This window comes from Buchnera aphidicola (Cinara confinis), from assembly GCF_900128735.1.
GTDB lineage: Bacteria > Pseudomonadota > Gammaproteobacteria > Enterobacterales > Enterobacteriaceae > Buchnera_F > Buchnera_F aphidicola_L.
On record NZ_LT667503.1, the window covers coordinates 192,499 to 214,017 of the forward strand.

Below are 21,519 nucleotides of genomic sequence, written 5' to 3' on the forward strand. Positions count from 1 at the left end.
TATTTTTTACATTTTATTTACGGTATCAATTCCTAAAATATTTAGGCCTATTTTGATTATTTTAGCGGTTAATTGAACTAATGTTAGTCGACTATATTTAGTTTTTTGATCGTTAGAAAGTAAGATGCTACAATTTTCATAAAAATGTGAGAAATTTTCTGATAATTCATATAAGTAATTACACATAAGATGTGGCGTTCCTTTTTTTTCGATGCTATATACTACTTCTTCAAATTGTAATATTTTTAATATTAATTGTCTTTCAAATTTTGTATAGATATGTATTGTATGGTGGATATTTTTTTTTTGATGATCATTATAAAATTTTTTGAGGATTGATTGTATACGGGTATATGCATATTGAATATATGGTGCAGTATTTCCGGTAAAGGATAACATTTGGTTCCAGTCAAAAATATAATCATGATTTCTATTTTTTGATAAATCAAAATATTTAATTGCTCCAATTCCAATTATTTTAGCTGTTTCTTTTATTTCTTTTTTATTGAGTTTTGAATTTTTTTCTTGTAGTATTTTTTTAGCTCTAGAAATTCCTTCATCTAATAAATCTTTTAATTTAATTACATTGCCGTCTCTTGTTTTAAAAGGTTTTTTATTTTTAGATAAAATCATGCCAAATGAATGATGTTCTAGAATGAGATTTTCTGGGATATATCCAGCTTTCTTAGCGATGTACCATACTTGTAAAAGATGTTGTTTTTGTCGGATATCAGTATAATAAATAATTTGATTAGCTTTCAATGTTTCATATCGGTATTTTAAGCAAGCAATATCAGTAGTAGTATATAAAAATGCTCCGTTTTTTTTTTTAATAATTATACCCATATTTTTACCGTTTCGATTTTTAAATTTATCGGTATATATAATAACTGCACCTTTATATAGAGTTGCAATACCTTTATTTTGTAAATCTTTGACAATATCAGGCAACATAAAATTATAAAAACTTTCACCATAAATATCTTTTTTTTTTAATTTAACATTTAACTTTTCATATATTTTTTGGTTTTTTTCAATAGTTTTTTGGACTATTTTTCTCCAAATATATAAACATTTTTTATTATGATTTTGTAATTTTACAACATATTTTTTAGTCTTTTTTGCAAATTCTTTATTGATTATATATTTTTTATATGCCTTTTGATAAATTTTTTCACTTTTGTTTAGTAAATTTTTTTCTTTTTTTTGATCATACAAATAAGCAATTAACATTCCAAATTGTGTACCCCAGTCTCCTATATGATTTTGTTTGATGACTTGATGTCCTAAAAATTTCATAATTCTTACGGTAGCATCGCCTAATATAGTTGATCTGAGATGTCCAATATGTAGTTCTTTAGCTATATTTGGTGATGAATAATCAATAATTACTATTTTTTTATTTTTTGTTTTAATTCTGATATTTTTTTTCTGACTAAGAGAATTAATGTGTTTTAGTAACCATAATTGAGAAAATTGAATATTTATAAAACCCGGCTGAGATACACTAACACACTGAAAATCTGGAGATAATTTAAGCGAATCGGCAATTTTTTTTGCGAATTGGTATTTTTTTTCGTGAAGCATATTAGAAAGCTTAATTATTCCGTTGCATTGATAGTCAATATTTTTTTTTTTATGATTTATTTTAATGATTGGATCAAATTTCTTTGGAGCACCTATTTTAATTCCAATTTTATATATTTTATTGTTTAAAAATTTTTGAACGTACATATTAGAATAACCTTTAATATTAATGAAATAGTAAAAATATATTGTAACAATATATTTAGAAAATATTTTTTTTGATTTTTGAGTTAAAATTGTAACATATTTTTTAAAATTTTATTATTTTTCTTATTTTATAAAATGATTCATAAAATGGTTTATAAATTGAAAAAACATATCATTTATTTTAAAAAAACTAAAAATAATTTTATATATTATAATTTATAAAAAAATATGTTGACTTTTTTTTTAAAACAGATAATATAGAGCTTGTAAGAAAATTGTTCTTTAAAAAAATATTCAGAAAATTTGTGTGGGCACATAAAGATTAAATGTTCAGATAAGTATTATAAAATTTTAATTTTTAAAAAAAAATTATTTTTATAATAAAGTTTATACTAAACTGAAGAGTTTGATCATGGCTCAGATTGAACGCTGGCGGCAAGCCTAACACATGCAAGTCGTGCGGCAACGTGGAAATGTTTTTGTTTCTGACGGCGAGCGGCAAACGGGTGAGTAATATCTGGGGATCTACCTAAATGAGAGGGATAACCATTGGAAACGGTGGCTAATACCGCATAATGTTGAAAAACCAAAGTAGGGGACCTTGAAAAAGGCCTTGCGCGTTTAGATGAACCCAGACGAGATTAGTTTGTTGGTGAGGTAAAGGCTCACCAAGACTACGATCTCTAGCTGGTCTGAGAGGATGGCCAGCCACACTGGAACTGAGATACGGTCCAGACTCCTACGGGAGGCAGCAGTGGGGAATATTGCACAATGGGCGAAAGCCTGATGCAGCTATGCCGCGTGTATGAAGAAGGCCTTAGGGTTGTAAAGTACTTTCAGTAGGGAAGAAAAGGTTAATACTAATAATATTAACAATTGACGTTACCTACAAAAGAAGCACCGGCTAACTCCGTGCCAGCAGCCGCGGTAATACGGAGGGTGCAAGCGTTAATCAGAATTACTGGGCGTAAAGAGCGCGTAGGCGGTTTTTCAAGTCAGATGTGAAATCCCTAAGCTTAACTTAGGAACTGCATTTGAAACTGTTAAACTAGAGTTTCGTAGAGGAAGGTAGAATTCTAGGTGTAGCGGTGAAATGCGTAGATATCTGGAGGAATACCAGTGGCGAAAGCGGCCTTCTGGACGAAAACTGACGCTGAGGTGCGAAAGCGTGGGGAGCAAACAGGATTAGATACCCTGGTAGTCCATGCTGTAAACGATGTCGACTTGGAGGTTGTTTCCTTAGAGAAGTGACTTCCGAAGCTAACGCGTTAAGTCGACCGCCTGGGGAGTACGGTCGCAAGGCTAAAACTCAAATGAATTGACGGGGGCCCGCACAAGCGGTGGAGCATGTGGTTTAATTCGATGCAACGCGAAAAACCTTACCTGGTCTTGACATCCATAGAATTTGATAGAAATATTGAAGTGCCTTCGGGAACTATGAGACAGGTGCTGCATGGCTGTCGTCAGCTCGTGTTGTGAAATGTTGGGTTAAGTCCCGCAACGAGCGCAACCCTTATCCTTTGTTGCCAGCGGTTCGGCCGGGAACTCAGAGGAGACTGCCGGTTATAAACCGGAGGAAGGTGGGGACGACGTCAAGTCATCATGGCCCTTACGACCAGGGCTACACACGTGCTACAATGGTGTATACAAAGAGAAGCAACTCTGTAAGGACAAGCAAACCTCATAAAGTACATCGTAGTCCGGACTGGAGTCTGCAACTCGACTCCACGAAGTCGGAATCGCTAGTAATCGTGGATCAGAATGCCACGGTGAATACGTTCCCGGGCCTTGTACACACCGCCCGTCACACCATGGGAGTGAGTTGCAAAAGAAGCAGGTATTCTAACCAATTTTTTGGAAGACGCCTACCACTTTGTGGTTCATGACTGGGGTGAAGTCGTAACAAGGTAACCGTAGGGGAACCTGCGGTTGGATCACCTCCTTAAATATTAAAACATTTAATCGGAATGTGCTCACACAAATTTTCTGATATTTTATTTAAAACAGGCTTGTAGCTCAGCCGGTTAGAGCACACCCCTGATAAGGGTGAGGTCGGTGGTTCAAGTCCACTCAGGCCTACCAAAAAATATTTTTTATTTATTTAAATTATGTTTATAAAGGGGCTATAGCTCAGCTGGGAGAGCGCCTGCTTTGCACGCAGGAGGTCAGCGGTTCAATCCCGCTTGGCTCCAAATTTTTTTAATATATAAAATTTTATCTTTATATTTTTTTTAAATTATTTTTATTACATACTCTTATTTTTTTATCAATTTTTCTATTTATATCTTATCATATTAAATATTTTTCTATTTTCTAAAAATCGAAATTTATTTTTATTAATCATTTCTTGAATTATAGACTCTATTTTTAATAGATAGATGATTTCTTAAATGATTTTAAAATATATTTTATCCTATTTTACCCCCATATATCCTTTTAAAATTTTTTATTAATTAAATATACTTTTTTTTGATTTTTTATTATTATATCTGAATTTTTTTTTAATATTGAATATTTTATTTTTTGTTCGGAATATAAATCAGTTTTTTTTGGATTTCTGGCTTCTTTTTTTGCTATTTTATCGCACATTGTATTTTCTTTGTGATTTGTATGTGATTTTGTCCATATCCAATTAATATTATGTTTTCTAATCACTTGATCTAATCTTAACCATAAATCCTGATTACAGACTGGTTTTTTATTTTTTGTTAACCAATAATTTTTTTTCCAACTATGAATCCATAAAATTATTCCCAAACGTAAATATTGACTATCTGTAATTAAATTAACTATACATGGTTCTAAAAGAGATTCTAATCCCAAAATTGCTGCCATCAGTTCCATTCTATTATTTGTGGTGTAATAAAATCCAAATTTAATTACTTTTTGATATTTTTTGTACCGGGTTATTGCACATAACCCTCCTGGACCAGGATTATATAAACACGACCCATCAGTAAATATTTCAATTTTTTTTAACATAAAAACCCCTAAGTTAAAATATAAAATGATATAATGTTATGAATTAAAAATTTTTAAATAGAATATTTTATGAGACAAATTGTACTAGATATTGAAACTACTGGTATGAATAAATATGGAGTAATATATTTAAATCATCGAATTATTGAAATTGGTATGATAGAATTAATTAACCGTCAAGAAACCGGAAAGATTCTTCATTATTATTTAAATCCAGATCGTCAAATAGATGAAGCGGCTCATAAAATACATGGGATTTCTGAAAATTTTTTAAAGAATAAACCTTTTTTTAAAGATATTTTTCAGAATTTATTAAATTTTTTATATAAAGCAGAAATAATAGTGCATAATGCTATTTTTGATATTGGATTTTTAGATTATGAGTTTCATTTATTAAATTTGAATATTAAGAAAATAAATGATTTTTGCGGAATTCTTGATACTTTAAAATTAGCGCGTCAACAATTTCCTGGTAAAAAAAACAGTTTAAGTGCGTTATGTAAGCGGTATAATATTTGTAATAGAGAACGAACATTGCACGGAGCGTTATTAGATGCGAAATTATTAACTAAAGTATATCTATTTATGACAGTAAAGCAAGAAAAAATATTTTTTTCTAATTCTGATAATGAAATTCATAAAAAAAATGAAATAAAAAAAGTAATTTTGACAAAAGATATTTATCAACCATTAAAAATACTATATGCTACTAAGGCTGAATTACAATTACATAAAAAATTTTTAATTAATTTTTGTAATAAAAAAAATAAATTTTTATGGTAAAAATTTTTATTTTTATCTTGACTAGATAGATAAAGAGATATATAATAAAACTATATTGGTGCGGTAGTTCAGTTGGTTAGAATATCGGCCTGTCACGCCGGAGGTCACGGGTTCAAATCCCGTCCGCACCGAAAACACTCTTAATAAACTAATTAAATATTAAACCATTTTTTTTCAATAAAGAGTATTATTTCTTAATATTAATAATATTTTTCAAAAAAAATAAAATTATTTTTATCTTTTAAAAAATATTGATATAAGTTTTATATATTGAAAATATTTTTATATTTAGGATAGTATTAATGGGTTTAGGAAACATTTATGTTAAACGATAATAATAAAAAGATTGATTCTTCTATTACTTCTCAAACCTCTCAAGACATTGATAAAAAAAATGACTCTTTAGATTTTAAGACAGTAATTAAGGAAAAATTATATATAAAAAAAAATAAAAAATATACTTCTTTGGTCAATCAATATGAATTATTAAATATAGAGAAATTAAAAATATCTAAAGAAAATAAAAAAGAAATAATTAAGATTCGTAATAACTTACAAAAAAAAACAAAAGATGTATATAAATTTTTTTTACATAAGTATTTTTTATTAATTCTACCTATTTTAGATAGTATTGAGTCATCCTTAAGTGCATTAACTGATATTCATGAAGAAGTTTTTTTAGAAGTTTCTATTCATTTAAAAAAACTAAATAAATTATTTTTATCAATTTTTATGGATTTTAATGTTACAAAAATTGACTCAATTAATATCCCTTTTAATCCTGAAATTCATCAAGCAATGTCAATCGATTTTTCCGGAAAATATTTAAATAATTATATTTCGCACGTAATTCAGAAAGGATATTTATTAAATAAACGTTTATTACGTCCTGCTTTGGTTTCTGTTTCTCAGTCTGAGGTATAAAAAGTTATTTTATAATCCGGGATGTTTTTATTTTATTTTTTAAATATATAATTCTTTTGACAATAATTATATATTTAAAATAATATAAAATTTTTATGGGATATATTTTCCAGATATGACAACCCAAAATAAAAAAAATAAAAATAAAAAAAAATTCTTAAATAAGAAAGCATATTTTAATTTTTATATTGAGAAGAAATTTATTGCAGGGATTCAACTTCTAGGATGGGAAGTAAAATCTATCAGATCAGGTAAAGTACAAATTACCAATGGTTATATTGTGATTCGAAATAAAGAAGCTTTCTTAATTAATATTCATTTACAACCTTTATCTGCATCTTCTACATTTTATTTGTATGATGTGAATCGAGAAAAAAAATTGTTATTAAAGAAAAAAGAAATAAGAATTTTATCAGAATACTATAATATTAAAGGTTATACATTAATTCCAATTCAATTATTTTGGATAAAATCATGGTGTAAAATCATGATTGGAATAGCTCGTGGAAAAAATAATCGAGATAAACGTATAGATATTAAAAATCGTTTATGGAATCGAGAAAAAAAAACTGTGCTTAAAAGAGTTTTAATTTAATCTGCTTATTTTAAAAAAGAATGTTTTTTTATTTAAAAAAAATCTCTTTTAAAGGTCTTTTTTTTATGATATTTAATGATACTTATTGGATGAGATACGCCTTATTAGCTGCAAAAATTGGTGAAAAAAAAGGAGAAATTCCAATAGGATCAATTGTAGTTTATAAAAATCAATTAATAGGAATGGGTTGGAATAGTTGTATTACTCAGCATAATCCGAGTGCACATGCAGAAATTTTATCTATGCAAAAAGCCGGACAAACATTAAAAAATTATCGATTATTGAACACTATACTATATGTAACGCATGAGCCGTGTTGGATGTGTTCATCAGCAATTGTATTTTCACGCATTAGCCGTGTAGTATATGGTTCATATAGCTCAAAATATGAGTGTATTACAAATTTTATGAATATTTTATATAAAAAAAATATCAAGCATCATATAAAAAATATTACTTCTGGAATATTGTTATATGAATGCTCAATTTTATTAAGTAATTTTTTTAAAAAAAAAAGAAAAAAATAAAAAAAATTTTATTTTTCTAAAATTATAATAGATTGTACATATTTTTCTGTATCAGTGATACTAAGAAAAATTTTTTTTACGTTTAATTTTTCTAAAGTTTTTTTTATTTTTCCTGATATCAATAAAACTGGTTTTCCTTTTTTATTATTACCAAGTTCGCAATTCTTAAAAAACATTTTACTAAAAATATTTAATCCGGATGCTTTTGAAAGAGCTTCTTTTACAGAAAATATTTTTGCTAAGTAATTTTCTTTTTTTTTATTATTATATTTTATAAGTTCATTCGAAGATAGAATACGATTCAGTATTTTAAACCCGTGTAATAAAATTAATTTTTTACATCTATTAATTTTAATCATATCAATTCCAATTCCTATAATAGACATTTTTTTCTTCTTTTTTTAATTATTTATTAAATATCTTATTTTATTAGATATTTTTTTGAATATTAGATAATTTGACCCATAGTTTTAAATGTGTTTTTTTATATAAAAAATTCTCTATTTTTTTTCTTGATATTATACTAAAACGTTTTATTTTTTTTCCTTTTTGACCAATTATTATTTTTTTATATCGAATATTTGGAACTAAAATAATAGCATCAATGTTATATTCTTTTTTTAAATTTTTAATAATACTTGGTATATATATCTTTATATTATATGGTATTTCTTTATTTAAAAAATTCAGCAACGTTTCTCTAATTATTTCCGTGATTAAAAATTGTATATTATAGATTGATTTTTTTTCCTTAGGATATTGATATATATTTTTTGGCATTTTTTCTTGTATTAATTTAATCACTTGATTTAGATTTTTATCTTTTGTAGCAGAAATTAAAATAATTTTTTTATTGAGTGTTTTTTGATATATTTTCTTAATATATGGCAATAATAAAGTTTTATTTTTTATTTTATCTATTTTATTAATGATGGTTATATAATATATATTTTTTTTTTCCATATAATTTAATAAATTTTGTTCTTTATTTGTCCAGATTAAAGATTCTAAAATAAATAAAACAACATTTGCTTTTTTTAAATATTGATATGTATTTCTGTTTTTTTTTTTTCTAAAAAACTATTTTTATTTTTTTTTAGTCCCGGAGAATCTATTAAAATAGATTGAATGGTATCAGTAGTGTGAATACCAATAATATGTTCTTTTGTAGTATTCGATTTATTAGAGGTTATAGAAATATTTTTTTTTACTATTTTATTTAAAATTGTTGATTTTCCTACATTAGTTCGTCCTACTAAGAGTACATGACCACAATATTTTTTTTCTTTATTCATATATTTTATTCAATTTCCATTTTAATTAATGCATTCTGAGCAGCATTTTGTTCTGCTTTTCTTCTACTAGAACCAATGCCAATTAATATATCATGTATTCCATTGATTTTACAAGTAATTGTAAATACTTGATTATGAGCTTCTCCATATATTTTTCCTATATTATATAATGGTAAAGGAAAGTGTTTTGCTTGTAAATATTCTTGTAATCTTGTCTTAGGATCTTTTTGTATACTAAAAGGGTTGATTTTCTTAAAACGATATTTATACCATTGTAAAACTATTTTTTCTACAGTATATATATTGCTATCTAAAAAAATACTAGCAATAATAGCTTCAATGGTATTAGCTAATATAGATTCTCGTTTAAAACCTCCGCTTTTTTGTTCTCCTTGACCTAATTGTAAATAGTTTCCTAAAGAAAACTCATATGCAATTTCTGCTAATGTATTTCCACGTACTAATGTAGCTCTCATACGGCTCATATCACCTTCATTTGCTTCTGGAAAATGATGATATAATGCTTTTGCAATGATAAAACTTAATATAGAATCGCCTAAGAATTCTAATCTTTCATTATGTTTAATGCTAGCGCTCCTATGTGTTAATGCATGATGTAATAAGGATATATTTGTGAATTTATATCCTATAAATTTTTGTAATTTATCTATTACTATCGAATTCATATTATCCTAATGAAATAAAGGTAAAAATTAAAATTTAATTTAAACGATAGATTTAATCAATATTTTTAAAAATTTTTTAAATAATATTTATTAAAATTTATTTAATTTTGTGAAATATTCTATCAAAACGTATTTTTTGAAACCATGTTTTTGTATATTGATTAATACTTAACCAAATGTATTGAGCTTTTCCTATAATATTCTTTTCAGATACTAATCCTAAAAGTCGACTATCCATACTTTTATCTCTATTATCACCCATTACAAAATATTTTTTTTCAGGTATTATCCATCTTCTTTTTACACCACATAATTTTTTATAATATAAAAACGAATAATTCTTTACTCCATGTAATAATATTATATTATGTTTCTGATTTTTTATTTTTTCTACATAACAATCAACAATTATTGAATGATATGTTCTATTATTGTTATTTTTTTGTAAATTCTTATCATTTTTTTTAAAAGACTTAGATGTAACAATTATTTTATTAGAATAATTATGATTTATAAAAGATTTGATTTGCGTATTTTTTTCTATTATATATAATTTTTTAGTAAATGGATTATATTCAATGATATCTCCAGGTAGACCGATAATACGTTTTATATAATTTATATTTTTGTTTATAGAATATGAAAAAACGATAACATCGTTTCTTTTTGGAAGATTATTTTTGATCCAAACATGATTATTAATGGGGTTTTTGATTCCATATAAAAATTTATTAACTAATATAAAGTCACCAGTTAATAATGTCGGATTCATTGAATTTGAAGGTATATGAAACGGTTCATAACAAAATAATCGCATTATAGTAATAAAAAAAAGAATAGGAAAAAATTTAGAAGCATTTTTTAAATATTTTTTTTTTTAAAAATATGAAGATCATCATTATTTCTTGATATATAATATGTGTAATATATTTGATATATATGATTAAAAATCCATAAAATACCAGTACTTATTGTTGATAAAATTAATAATTTTATAATGAATAAACGCATTTTTTTTACCTTTTTTTTGTTTATTTTTTATTTATTGCTAGAATAGAAGAAAAGATTTCTGGTGGAATACTTACCGATCCAAAATTTTTCATTTTTTTCTTACCTTTTTTTTGTTTCTGTAATAATTTCTTTTTACGACTAACATCACCTCCATAACATTTTGCAATAACATTTTTTCTAAGTTGTTTGATAGTTTCACGGGCAATAACTTTATTTGATATTTTTGCTTGTATAGAAATATCAAACTGATGTCTGGGCATAAATTTTTTTATATTTTGAATAATACTTTTAGCTTGATCTTGTATTTTATTTTTATGAGTTATAGTTGATAAAGCGTCTAACTTTATTAAATTAATAAAAATATCTATTTTTAAGAGTTCACTTGTTTTAAATTTTTTAAATTTATATTCTAGAGACGCATATCCACTTGAAACAGATTTTAATTTATCAAAAAAATTTAAAACAAGTTCAGATAAAGGGATTTCATATGATATCACAGTTTGCGTCTCATGATATATTAAACTTTTTTGTTTTCCTCTGTTTTTTTTACATAATTGCATCACGTTACCAATATATTTGATTGGAGTAATAATAATACAGTCCGCAATTGGTTCACGAATTTTTTTAATTAAATTCAGAGAAGGGAGTTTAGTTGGATTATCAATATATATTTTTTTTTTATTATTTAAGATAATTTCGTATCCTACTGTAGGAGATGTAATAATTAAGTTAATACTATACTCACGTTCTAAACGTGATTGAATAATTTCTAGATGTAATAGCCCTAAAAATCCACATCTAAATCCTAAACCTAATACTTTTGAATTGTCTGGTTCATAATATAGAGCTGTATCATTTAATTGTAATTTCATTAAAGCGTCTTTAAAATATGGAAATTGATCAGGATGTTTTGGAAAAAAACCAGCATAAATTTTTGGTTTAATTTTTTTAAATTTTGGTAAAGCTTTTTGGGCTGGTTTATTATATGAGGTAATTGTTTCTCCGACTACTAAAGAAGAAATATTTTTAATACCACAAATAATCCAGCCTACTTCGCCACATGATAACATCTTTTTTATTTTTCTTTTTGGAGTAAATATACCTAATTTTTCAACTTGATAAATGTTTTGAGAATTTACGATTTTAATTTTATCTTTAATTGCGATGCAACCATTTTTAATACGGATTAAAGAAACTACACCTAAATACTTATCAAACCAAGAATCAATTATTAAAGCCTGTAAGGGATTTTCTTTACTCCCTTTGGGAGCGGGAATTTTTTCAATGATTTTTTCTAATAATTGTAAAATGCCAAATCCTGTTTTTGCTGAGCATTTAATTGCATCTTCCATAGATATTCCTATAATATTTTGAATATCTTGAGTTACTTTAACTGGATTGGCATTTGGTAAATCAATTTTATTTAATACAGGTAGAATTTTTAAATTTAAATTTAGTGCGCTTCGACAATTAGCAATAGTTTGAGCTTCTACTCCTTGAGCTGCATCAACAACAAGTAAAACGCCTTCACATGCTGATAATGATCTAGATACTTCATAAGAGAAATTTACATGACCCGGTGTATCGATAAAGTTTAAAAAATAATTTTTTTTATTTTTAGCTTGATATTTAATCATTACGCTTTGTGCTTTAATAGTAATTCCGCGTTCACGTTCTAAATCCATGGAATCAAGAACTTGCGAAGACATTTCTCTTGGTGATAAACCGCCACAAATTTGTATTAATCTATCAGATAACGTTGATTTACCATGATCTACATGGGCAATAATAGAAAAGTTTCTTATATTTTTCATAGATTTTGTTTCTCGTTATTGTAGATTGTTTTTAAAAAGAGTTATCTTTATTTTTTATTTTTAATTTTTTATATTTTTTAGTTAATAATATCATATTTCTTTATATATTTTTATACCGATAAAAATTTTTGTGTTAAAATTAAAAAATAATTTTTATATTGGAAAATATTTTTTCAATAAATATTGAATATTTTGATTATTAATTAGATTTATTTTACTAAAAAATAAATTTTTTTTTATTTATTTTTTAAAGATCGTATTATATTGATATTCCTGATTATATATCATTAAAAATTTATATTTTTTTTTCCATTTGTTATATTTTTAAAAAAAAAATCAAGGTATAGATGATTTTTAAGCATGAGCAATTTATGAAAAAAAATAAAAAAGTTATTTTAGCTATGTCGGGAGGAGTGGATTCATCTGTTTCTGCGTGGTTTTTATTGAAAAAAAAATATCATGTAGAAGGTTTATTTATGAAGAATTGGGAAGAAGATGATACTAAAGAATATTGTGCTGCACGAAAAGATTTAGAAGATGCGCGTCATGTTTGCAAAACACTTGGTATTTATTTACATGTAATAAATTTTTCTACAGAATATTGGGAAAAGGTATTTATAAAATTTGTTAAGGAATATAAAAAAGGAAATACACCTAATCCAGATATATTATGTAATCAAGAAATAAAATTTAAAGTTTTTTTTAAATTTGCCATTGAAATATTAAAAGCGGATTATATAGCTACTGGACATTATGCAATTATAAAAAAAATAAACTTAAACTATTATCTTTTTCGAGCTATGGATGTAAATAAAGATCAAAGTTATTTTTTATATACTTTAAAACAAGATGTTATGTCAAAAATTTTATTTCCATTAGCTAAAAAAAAAAAAGTAGAAATTAGAAAAATTGCTAAAAAAATAAATTTATGTGTTTTTAAAAAAAAAGATTCTACAGGAATTTGTTTTATTCCTCCTCAAAAATTTTCTATTTTTTTAAGTCGTTATATACCTATATCAATAGGAAAGATTTTAACTATGTCTTCTGAGCATATAGGATTTCATATTGGATTTTCTTATTATACAATAGGTCAAAGAAAAGGATTAAAAATTGGTGGACAAAAAAATAAGGGAGTTTTTCCGTGGTATGTTGTAAAAAAAGATATTTTTAAAAATATTATTTTCGTAGTTCAGGGCAAAGGTAATCCTTATCTTTTATCTTTTGGTATTTTAGTTAAAAAAATAAATTGGATTGATAAGATTAATCTTTTAAACAACATATATTGTACAGTACAAATTAGATATCGTCAGATTGCAGTTCCTTGTATAGTGATATTTTTAAAGAATCGATTATTAACTAAAATTTTATTTTATAAACCATTATTATCAGTCACTATAGGTCAGTCAGCTGTTTTTTATCAAAATAAAAAATGTATCGGTGGAGGTGTAATTAAATCAATTTTTCCTTATTTACCATAAATTGCTTTGTATTAAAATGAAAAGATATAATTTGCACTAGAAAAAATAGTCTTTTTATACAGAGAACTTTTAATTTTTTAGATACTTTTATAACATTAGTATCTTGATATAATAGGTATAAAATTAATTATGCATTTTTTAAAAAAAAAAAAATATTAATAGTTGGTATTACTAACATTTTTTCAATATCCTGGGGTATTGCTAAAGTTATGTATAAATTTGGAGCGGAATTAGCATTTGTTTATAAAAGGAAAAAATTAAAAAATCGTATTCAAAATTTTGCAAAAACATTAAATTCTAATATTGTTTTACAGTGTAATATAAATTCTGATACTGAGATAAAAATTTTGTCGCGTAAATTATATCAACATTGGAAAAAATTTGATGGCATTATACATGCTGTTGCGTATGTACCTTTATCACAATTACAAGAAAATTATCTTCAAATAGCTAATCGTCAGGATTTTTTAGCAACTCATGAGTCTTGTTCCTTTAGTTTAGTAGCTTTAGTAAAAGAATTGTATCCATTATTAAATGAAAATTCATCTATTGTAACTTTATCATATTTAGGATCTATAAAATATATTCCATTTTATCATGTTATAGGTCCTGCAAAGGCATCTTTAGAAGCCAATGTGCGTTATTTAGCATATTGTGTGGGGAAAAAGAATATTCGGATTAACGCAGTATCATCTGGACCAATAAAAACTTCTTCTTCCTATAAGATTCCATTTTTTAAAAAAATTTTTTCATTATATAAGAGTTATTCACCGTTAAAAAAAAACACGACCAGTAAAGAAATAGGTAATGTAACTTCTTTTTTATGTTCTGATTTAGCTAGCGGTATTACTGGACAAATTATATATGTTGATTCTGGTTTTAGTATTTCTAATATGTTCCCATCGTAAATTTTTCTTATTTTTATTAAAAAACATTTAACGGATATTTAAAAATTTTTTTTTAAAATATTAATTTAATATACAGTCTTTATATATATTTTAAATGTAAATCTTTAATTTTATATTTTTTTATGTATAAAAAAGGATTAAATAACATTATTATGCTTCAAAATAACCCTGTACTTATGAAGTTAAAAAAAAAATTCAATAAAAAAAATATAAAAGCAGAAGGTATTGTAAGAAGTACATCTAAAAGTTATGGTTTTTTAGAAATAGATTCTAAAAAAAAATATTTAATTGCTTCTAAAAATATGAAAAAAGTTATGAATGGCGATAAAATTATTGGTAGTATAATTGTAAAAAATAACCGAAAAATGATATATCCAGAAAAATTGATAGAACCATTTTTAAAAAAATTTATCGGAAATGTTTATAAAATCAATGATTTAATTTTTCTTCAACCAATTTATCCTTATTTAAAGGGAGTGTCATTACATTGTTTATGTGCTGTTAATACTTCTATTTTAAAAGATGGTGACTGGGTTCTTGGAAAATTAACTAGCCATTGTTTAAATCAAAAAAATGTTTTTGAAGCAAAAATTATCGATTTTATTGCTCAGAAAGAAAATCCATTAGCTCCATGGTATGTTGTATTAACTAGATATAATTTAGAAAAATCTTCACCAGAGATAAAAAAAAATAATTTAATATATCGCAATAATAGTCTAAAAATTCGTAAAAATTTAACTCATTTAGATTTTATAACTATAGATAATAGTAATACAAAAGATATAGATGACGCAGTTTTTGTAGAAAAAATTTCAAATGAGAATTATTCTTTAACTATTGCTATAGCTGATCCCACTGAATATATATCTAATAATACTGATCTTGATAATATTGCAAAAAAAAGAAGTTTTACAAATTATTTACCAGGATTCAACATACCTATGTTGCCAAAAATTTTATCAGAAGATTTATGTTCTTTAAAGCAAAATGAAATTCGTCCTGTTTTAGCATGTCGTGTTATTATAGATGCGAAAGGAAATATATTATATAAAGATTTAGAATTTTTCTTAGCATATATTCAATCTAAGAGTCAGTTATCATATGATAATGTATCAAATTGGTTAGAAAAATTAGGAATTTGGAAACCTAAAAATAAAAAAATTAAGAAACAAATAAAATTATTAAAAATAATATATGATATTAGATATAAATGGAGAAAAAAGAATGCATTAATTTTTCCTAACTATCCAGAATATCGTTTTAATTTATCTGAAAAGAAAGAAGTTTTAGGTATTTTCATTGAAAATCGTAGAGTAGCGCATAAAATTATAGAAGAGTGTATGATTACAGCTAATATATGTGCAGCTTTTTTTTTAAAAAATACTTTAGGTTTTGGTTTATATAATACTCATATAGGTTTTGATGTTGTAAATGCTAACTCTGCTTCTAATTTTTTAAAAAAATATAACATTTTTGTTCAGTCTCATGAAATTATGACGTTAAAAGGATTTTGCAAATTACATAAATATTTAAAAAATTTGTCAAATAATTATATTTATAATCGAATTTGTAAACTACAAGCTTTTGGTGAACTTAGTTTAATACCACAAGCGCATTTTGCCTTAGGTTTAGATTATTATGCGACTTGGACATCTCCTATTCGAAAATATAGTGATATTATCAATCATCGTTTAATAAAATCTGTAATTATGGGTTTAAAAAATATTAGAAAACCAGAGCAGGATGTTGTTACTCATATTTTAAATCGTAGACGACTTTATCGCATTGCAGTTAAAGAATTAGAGAAATGGTTATATGTCCAATTTTTTTTCAAATATTATAAAAATAATCAGTACTTAAAAGCTACCATCACTGATATTTTTAAAAATGGAATACAGGTACGTTTAATTAATAATGGTGCCTTTGTTTTTATACCAGCATCTTTTATACATCAATTAAAAACAGAGATAACTTTTAATACTGAATTAGGTGTGGTATACATACATAATAAGATTTACTATTATGTTACAGATATTATTAAGGTTCGTTTATTAAGTATTAAAAAAGAAAATAATACAATTATTGCGAGTATAATTTAATCTTGTTTTCAAGGTAAATATAATTTAAACTTAATGTATATAGTATATGACTATTTAAAACTTTTTTTTATAATTTTATCAAAAAACATATCATTTAGGAATTTCCAATGAATTTTTTTAATACAGAATTATATGTATATATCAAATTTTTTATTAGTCTTTTTACAATTATTAATCCAATTGGAATGATTCCGGTTTTTATCAGTTTAACGAATAATCAAACCAATAATGAAAGAAATAAAACCAATATGAAAGCAAATTTTACAGCTTTAATTATTTTATTATTTTCTTTATTTTATGGTTGTTATGTTTTAGACGTTTTTAATATATCAATTGAATCCTTCCGTATAGCTGGAGGTTTATTAATTTTTACGATCGCTTACTCTATGATAAACGGAACATTATTAAAAAATATATCATGTTTTACATCTAAAAATAATATTTCTAATATAAATAAACAGAAAAAATTATCTGCACAAGATATTTCTATTATGCCGTTAGCTATGCCATTAATAGCAGGGCCAGGTGCTATTAGTTCTGTGATTTTGTGGAGAATGCAGTATTCTAATTATTATCACTTAATTGGTTTTTCTTTTGTTATTGTCTTTTTTTCTTTTTTTTGTTGGGTAGTTTTTAAAATATCTCCATATATTACTACTATTATAGATGAAATTTATATTACAGTCATTAATCGTATAATGGGTTTATTGTTATTAGCTCTTGCAGTAGAATGTATTTTTAACGGTATGAAATCAATTTTTTTTAGTTATATTTAATTTTTATACCTGACATTACTTAATTTTATTTTAAAAATTTTTATATTTAATCAATATTTATATTTAAAATTATAATATGCATATTATTATTCGAGATCTAGGTTTGTGTAGTTGGTTAGAAGTATCAGAAAATATGAATCATTTTACAAAGCATCGTAAGGATGGGACGTTTGATGAATTATGGTTAGTTGAACATTATCCTGTATACACTCATGGTTTATCAGAAAAAAAAATAAAATTGAAGTATATTCAAGAGATACCGGTTTTTTTTTCAAATCGAGGAGGAAAAATTACGTATCATGGTCCAGGGCAATTAGTAATATATATATTATTAAATCTAAAGCGTAATCATATTAAATTTAGAAATTTTATTCATATTATAGAAAAAATCATAATTCAAGTACTTCTTTTTTTTTCTATTACGGCACATATTAAAAAAGATCAACCAGGAGTATATATTAATAATCAAAAAATATGTTCTCTTGGTTTTCGTATTATAAAGGGGTGTTCTTTGCATGGCGCTTCTTTAAATATTAATATGGACTTAACTCCATTTAAATATATCAATCCGTGCGGAAGAAAAGATATTATAATGACACAAGTATGTCATCATAATAAACATGTTACAATAAATATTGTAAAAGAAGTTTTAATAAAAATTTTTTGTAAAAATTTTAAAATTAAAAAATATTGTAAAAAGAAAATGGAGCATGATTAAATTATTTTTCTTTTTAATATTAATATAATATCAAAATAAAATAATATAGTTGATAAAAATATGAAAAATCATAAAATAAAAAAAAAAAAAAAATAAATATACCAGTACACGATATTACATATACTCAAAATAAAATAAAAAGAAAGATAGAGTATTTGAAAAAACCAGACTGGTTACGAATTCGTTTACCAGTCGTTACAAAAAATGTAAAAAATATTAAATTACTACTAAGAAAATATAAATTATATTCTGTGTGTGAAGAAGCTCAATGTCCTAATTTATCTGAATGTTTTAATCGAAGTACGGCGACTTTTATGATTTTAGGATTTATTTGTACAAGAAAATGTCCATTTTGTGCTGTTATAAAAGGTCGTCCAATTATTCCTGATGATCAAGAACCTGAAAAATTATATCATGTAATTATGAAATTAAATTTAAAATATGTTGTGTTAACTTCAGTGACTCGGGATGATTTATATGATGGAGGAGCTAAACATTTTTATAATTGTATACGTTTTATTCGTAATATAAAAAATATTAAAGTAGAAATTTTAGTTCCCGATTTTCGAAAAAATATTAAAATAGCTTTAAAAATTATTAGAAAATGTCCACCAGATGTATTTAATCACAATATTGAAAACGTTCCTCGTTTATATTCGATTATTCGTCCCGGAGCTAATTATCAACATTCATTAACATTATTACGTACATTTAAGAAATATTGCCCTGATATACCGACTAAATCTGGTTTAATGTTAGGATTAGGAGAATATCCTGATGAAGTTTTTTCTGTTTTAAAAGATTTAAAAAAGAATGGAGTTTCTATTATTACAATAGGTCAGTATATGCAACCAAGTAAAAAACATTTACCGGTTAAAAAATACATTACCCCACAGGATTTTGATCTTTTTCAAAAATATGCAATATCTTTAGGTTTTCGTCATGTCTTTTGTGGTCCACTAGTACGTTCCTCTTATCATGCTGATCAACAAATTATGACTTAATGAAAATTTAATTTTTTCATTATACTCTTGAAATTTTTTCTTGTTTTATAGATGTAAGAAATTTAAAAACATAGAAAATATTAACTTTCTTACACATAATATATAAAAACACCAATAAAGTTTCTTATTGGTGTTTTTATATATTATGTGTAAGAAAGTTAATATTTTATTTTATAATTTAAACAAAGAGCTGAATATTTATTATTTCCAAAATATTTTGTAATTGAATACATAATATTTAATGGAGCAAAAATTATTTTTTGAATCATATCCGGGGAACATATTAATACAACATTCTTAAAAGATTGGTGTATGAAGAAATATAATTGATATTTTAAGTGAGTTAGAAAGTTATTAGGTGTTTTTATCCATACTATTTCGTATTTTTTTAATTTTGCTAATTTTGCTGCTTTTATAATAGCAGAATCAAAATCACCTAATTGATCTATTAATCCTATATTTTTTGCATTTTTTCCTAACCAAATTCTTCCTTGTGCAATTCTGTTAATTTGTTGTAAACTTCTATGACGTGAATGAGCTACTAATTTAACAAATTTTTTATAACCTTTACAAAGATTAATTTTCATTATTTTTTTGTTTTTAATGGTTAAGTTATTATATGCATAAAAATTATTTATAGGTAAGATTTCTGAACCAATATTATGAATTCCTAATGTGGATAATGTTTTTTCAAATGTCTGTAAAACAGAAAAAATTCCTATAGAACCAGTAATGGTGATAGGATGCGCAATGATAAAACTTCCACCCATAGCTATCCAATATCCTCCAGAAGCAGCAACATTACCCATAGAAATCACGATTGGCTTATTTATTTTGCGAACTATTGATATTTTTTTCCGTAGTAATTCAGAAATATTCGCATTTCCTCCTGGACTATTAATTCTAAGAACAATTGAACGAATATTTGAATCATTTTTTGCGTATTTCATCTGTGCTATAATAGATGATACATTCATACCTTTAGCATTATTTAGATTATTATCGATAGTACCATTAGCTAAAATAATAGCAATTTTATTGGGCAGTTTAGTTATTTTTTTTTTTTTTAAAAAATAATTATTGATATTAATAGAATTAAATTTTTTATTGTTTTTATTTTTACCAAAGATTTTAATCAAGTATTTATTTATATTAATATAGGTGTCAATTTTGTCAATTAAGTGATTTTTTAGTGCGATTTTTGTTATTGTATTTTTGTTTTTTTTTAATGTGTGCATAATTCTTCGAGGTTTAGGAAAAATATCTTCTTTTGTTGTTTTTCTATTTTTTGCAACCGTTTCTAAATAATTTTTCCATATTGCATTCATCCAATGAGTATTAATTTTTTTATTTAAATTAGAGGGTTGGTTGCGCAAAAAAGGTTCTACAGCGGATTTATATTTTCCAATACGAAATATGTGCAGATGTACTTTGCATGTATTTAGAAATTTTTTAAAATATAATTGTTTACTAGAAAATCCATATAATTTAATTTTTCCATGAGGTAATAAAAAAATTTTTTTAGCAAAGCTAGCTAAATAATATTGACTTTGTGTATATTGAAAACCTATAGCATAAATAGCTTTTCCAGATTTTTTAAATTCTTGTAGAGCTTTTCCAATATAAGATAAAATGACTTGATTGCTAGTAAATGTACTATGCATTTTTAATATTAAACCAGTAATTTTAGGGTCTTTTTTAGCCTGTCGAATTTTTTGAACTATTTCAAATACTGAGTTTTTTGTATTTTCATCATATAAAAAACGTAATTTATTGTAAAGATTGTTTTTTATATATTGATTAGCTAATTCTTGTTCTTTTATTTTTTCATTTAAATTAATAATTAAAGCACTATTATAATTTGGATGATATAATATAGCAGAATTATTTTTTTGTGAATATATCCATAATCCAATTCCCATAATAAGAAAAAGAAATAAAATATTTAATAATATTTTCCTTAATACATTAAAGATCCAATAAAGACATTGAAATAGTTTTATCATTTTTTTCAAAAAAACTTTCATATGATTCACATCCTAATATTTAATATATTTTATAATATATAAATATTATATTAAAATATATAACATTTATTTTGTTATATATAATTATAAAACTTTAAATAATTTTTATATTTTTTTTAAATGATTTAATAGTTTTTGTTTTTATTTTCTTTATTTTA

17 protein-coding genes, 3 tRNA genes, 1 rRNA gene and 2 pseudogenes are annotated in these 21,519 nt (G+C 24.6%); 14 read left to right on the top strand and 9 right to left on the bottom strand.

All coding sequences use genetic code 11. The annotated features are described in order from the left end of the window. Positions 1-6 precede the first annotated feature (6 nt). The gene (gene argS / locus APCICONF2801_RS00790) at positions 7-1,734 is read right to left on the bottom strand and encodes an arginine--tRNA ligase (RefSeq protein ID WP_075431865.1); all 1,728 of its coding nucleotides are present in this window, start codon (positions 1,732-1,734) and stop codon (positions 7-9) included. Positions 1,735-2,128: 394 nt separating this feature from the next. Here argS and APCICONF2801_RS00795 point away from each other — a divergent pair. The 3 genes from APCICONF2801_RS00795 (at position 2,129) to APCICONF2801_RS00805 (ending at position 3,926) form a co-directional block, all read left to right on the top strand. Continuing rightward, a 16S ribosomal RNA gene (locus APCICONF2801_RS00795) occupies positions 2,129-3,679 on the top strand. Positions 3,680-3,739: 60 nt separating this feature from the next. Next, positions 3,740-3,816, top strand: a tRNA-Ile gene (locus APCICONF2801_RS00800). Between the two features lie 37 nt (positions 3,817-3,853). After that, positions 3,854-3,926 (top strand) — tRNA-Ala (locus tag APCICONF2801_RS00805). 346 nt (positions 3,927-4,272) lie between these two features. On the opposite strand, the pseudogene rnhA reads toward APCICONF2801_RS00805, so the two are convergent. Beyond that, a pseudogene (gene rnhA / locus APCICONF2801_RS00810) lies at positions 4,273-4,716 on the bottom strand (ribonuclease HI); the annotation flags it as partial. 69 nt (positions 4,717-4,785) lie between these two features. Here rnhA and dnaQ point away from each other — a divergent pair. The 5 genes from dnaQ to tadA all read left to right on the top strand — a co-directional run bounded on the left by dnaQ (position 4,786) and on the right by tadA (position 7,545). Next, positions 4,786-5,499 carry a DNA polymerase III subunit epsilon gene (dnaQ, locus tag APCICONF2801_RS00815; protein WP_075431867.1) on the top strand — a complete coding sequence of 238 codons (714 nt, stop codon included), beginning with the start codon at positions 4,786-4,788 and terminating at the stop codon, positions 5,497-5,499. A gap of 57 nt (positions 5,500-5,556) precedes the next feature. Then, positions 5,557-5,630 (top strand) — tRNA-Asp (locus tag APCICONF2801_RS00820). 190 nt (positions 5,631-5,820) lie between these two features. Further along, positions 5,821-6,423 (top strand): nucleotide exchange factor GrpE, encoded by a 603-nt coding sequence (locus APCICONF2801_RS00825; protein WP_075431869.1) that lies wholly within the window; start codon positions 5,821-5,823, stop codon positions 6,421-6,423. 115 nt (positions 6,424-6,538) lie between these two features. Next, positions 6,539-7,018, top strand: coding sequence for an SsrA-binding protein SmpB (gene smpB, locus APCICONF2801_RS00830; RefSeq protein ID WP_075431870.1), 480 nt, complete (start codon positions 6,539-6,541; stop codon positions 7,016-7,018). A 65-nt stretch (positions 7,019-7,083) separates the two neighbouring features. Continuing rightward, positions 7,084-7,545, top strand: coding sequence for a tRNA adenosine(34) deaminase TadA (gene tadA / locus APCICONF2801_RS00835; RefSeq protein ID WP_075432409.1), 462 nt, complete (start codon positions 7,084-7,086; stop codon positions 7,543-7,545). An 8-nt stretch (positions 7,546-7,553) separates the two neighbouring features. Here tadA and acpS read toward each other — a convergent pair whose 3' ends face one another. From acpS to lepA, 6 genes and pseudogenes are all read right to left on the bottom strand, one after another. Further along, positions 7,554-7,931, bottom strand: a complete 378-nt coding sequence (acpS, locus tag APCICONF2801_RS00840; RefSeq protein ID WP_075431872.1) for a holo-ACP synthase — start codon at positions 7,929-7,931, stop codon at positions 7,554-7,556. A gap of 43 nt (positions 7,932-7,974) precedes the next feature. Then, positions 7,975-8,559 carry a KH domain-containing protein gene (locus APCICONF2801_RS00845; protein ID WP_082252720.1) on the bottom strand — a complete coding sequence of 195 codons (585 nt, stop codon included), beginning with the start codon at positions 8,557-8,559 and terminating at the stop codon, positions 7,975-7,977. Positions 8,560-8,582: 23 nt separating this feature from the next. After that, complete coding sequence (locus tag APCICONF2801_RS00850; RefSeq protein WP_082252721.1) at positions 8,583-8,840, bottom strand: GTPase; 258 nt, start codon at positions 8,838-8,840, stop codon at positions 8,583-8,585. Positions 8,841-8,845: 5 nt separating this feature from the next. Next, positions 8,846-9,526, bottom strand: coding sequence for a ribonuclease III (gene rnc, locus APCICONF2801_RS00855; RefSeq protein ID WP_075431874.1), 681 nt, complete (start codon positions 9,524-9,526; stop codon positions 8,846-8,848). A gap of 97 nt (positions 9,527-9,623) precedes the next feature. Next, positions 9,624-10,367, bottom strand: a pseudogene (lepB, locus tag APCICONF2801_RS00860) (signal peptidase I); the annotation flags it as partial. A 190-nt stretch (positions 10,368-10,557) separates the two neighbouring features. Then, a complete protein-coding gene (gene lepA, locus APCICONF2801_RS00865) occupies positions 10,558-12,351 on the bottom strand; it encodes a translation elongation factor 4 (RefSeq protein WP_075431876.1) in 1,794 nt (597 codons plus the stop codon). 347 nt (positions 12,352-12,698) lie between these two features. Here lepA and mnmA point away from each other — a divergent pair, with 347 nt between their 5' ends. From mnmA to lipA, 6 genes are all read left to right on the top strand, one after another. Beyond that, positions 12,699-13,829 (top strand): tRNA 2-thiouridine(34) synthase MnmA, encoded by a 1,131-nt coding sequence (gene mnmA / locus APCICONF2801_RS00870; protein ID WP_082252723.1) that lies wholly within the window; start codon positions 12,699-12,701, stop codon positions 13,827-13,829. A 122-nt stretch (positions 13,830-13,951) separates the two neighbouring features. Next, complete coding sequence (locus APCICONF2801_RS00875; protein WP_075431878.1) at positions 13,952-14,737, top strand: enoyl-ACP reductase FabI; 786 nt, start codon at positions 13,952-13,954, stop codon at positions 14,735-14,737. Positions 14,738-14,889: 152 nt separating this feature from the next. Continuing rightward, complete coding sequence (locus tag APCICONF2801_RS00880; protein WP_075431880.1) at positions 14,890-16,836, top strand: exoribonuclease II; 1,947 nt, start codon at positions 14,890-14,892, stop codon at positions 16,834-16,836. Between the two features lie 107 nt (positions 16,837-16,943). After that, positions 16,944-17,612 (top strand): YchE family NAAT transporter, encoded by a 669-nt coding sequence (locus APCICONF2801_RS00885; RefSeq protein WP_075431882.1) that lies wholly within the window; start codon positions 16,944-16,946, stop codon positions 17,610-17,612. Between the two features lie 76 nt (positions 17,613-17,688). Then, complete coding sequence (gene lipB, locus APCICONF2801_RS00890; RefSeq protein WP_075431884.1) at positions 17,689-18,330, top strand: lipoyl(octanoyl) transferase LipB; 642 nt, start codon at positions 17,689-17,691, stop codon at positions 18,328-18,330. 92 nt (positions 18,331-18,422) lie between these two features. Then, entirely contained in the window at positions 18,423-19,334 is a 912-nt protein-coding gene (lipA, locus tag APCICONF2801_RS00895) for a lipoyl synthase (protein WP_075431885.1), read from the top strand. 158 nt (positions 19,335-19,492) lie between these two features. On the opposite strand, the gene sppA is transcribed toward lipA, so the two are convergent. Beyond that, a complete protein-coding gene (gene sppA / locus APCICONF2801_RS00900) occupies positions 19,493-21,361 on the bottom strand; it encodes a signal peptide peptidase SppA (RefSeq protein ID WP_082252724.1) in 1,869 nt (622 codons plus the stop codon). Positions 21,362-21,519: the final 158 nt, after the last annotated feature.

Excerpts from the sequence above, each read along its gene's own strand:
- tadA (WP_075432409.1), top strand. The coding sequence starts at position 7,084 with ATGATATTTAATGATACTTATTGGATGAGATACGCCTTATTAGCTGCA.
- APCICONF2801_RS00885 (WP_075431882.1), top strand. The coding sequence starts at position 16,944 with ATGAATTTTTTTAATACAGAATTATATGTATATATCAAATTTTTTATT.
- lipB (WP_075431884.1), top strand. The coding sequence starts at position 17,689 with ATGCATATTATTATTCGAGATCTAGGTTTGTGTAGTTGGTTAGAAGTA.
- sppA (WP_082252724.1), bottom strand. The coding sequence starts at position 21,361 with ATGAAAGTTTTTTTGAAAAAAATGATAAAACTATTTCAATGTCTTTAT.
- rnc (WP_075431874.1), bottom strand. The coding sequence starts at position 9,526 with ATGAATTCGATAGTAATAGATAAATTACAAAAATTTATAGGATATAAA.
- dnaQ (WP_075431867.1), top strand. The coding sequence starts at position 4,786 with ATGAGACAAATTGTACTAGATATTGAAACTACTGGTATGAATAAATAT.
- APCICONF2801_RS00880 (WP_075431880.1), top strand. The coding sequence starts at position 14,890 with ATGCTTCAAAATAACCCTGTACTTATGAAGTTAAAAAAAAAATTCAAT.
- APCICONF2801_RS00825 (WP_075431869.1), top strand. The coding sequence starts at position 5,821 with ATGTTAAACGATAATAATAAAAAGATTGATTCTTCTATTACTTCTCAA.
- APCICONF2801_RS00850 (WP_082252721.1), bottom strand. The coding sequence starts at position 8,840 with ATGAATAAAGAAAAAAAATATTGTGGTCATGTACTCTTAGTAGGACGA.
- mnmA (WP_082252723.1), top strand. The coding sequence starts at position 12,699 with ATGATTTTTAAGCATGAGCAATTTATGAAAAAAAATAAAAAAGTTATT.
- smpB (WP_075431870.1), top strand. The coding sequence starts at position 6,539 with ATGACAACCCAAAATAAAAAAAATAAAAATAAAAAAAAATTCTTAAAT.
- acpS (WP_075431872.1), bottom strand. The coding sequence starts at position 7,931 with ATGTCTATTATAGGAATTGGAATTGATATGATTAAAATTAATAGATGT.
- lepA (WP_075431876.1), bottom strand. The coding sequence starts at position 12,351 with ATGAAAAATATAAGAAACTTTTCTATTATTGCCCATGTAGATCATGGT.
- argS (WP_075431865.1), bottom strand. The coding sequence starts at position 1,734 with ATGTACGTTCAAAAATTTTTAAACAATAAAATATATAAAATTGGAATT.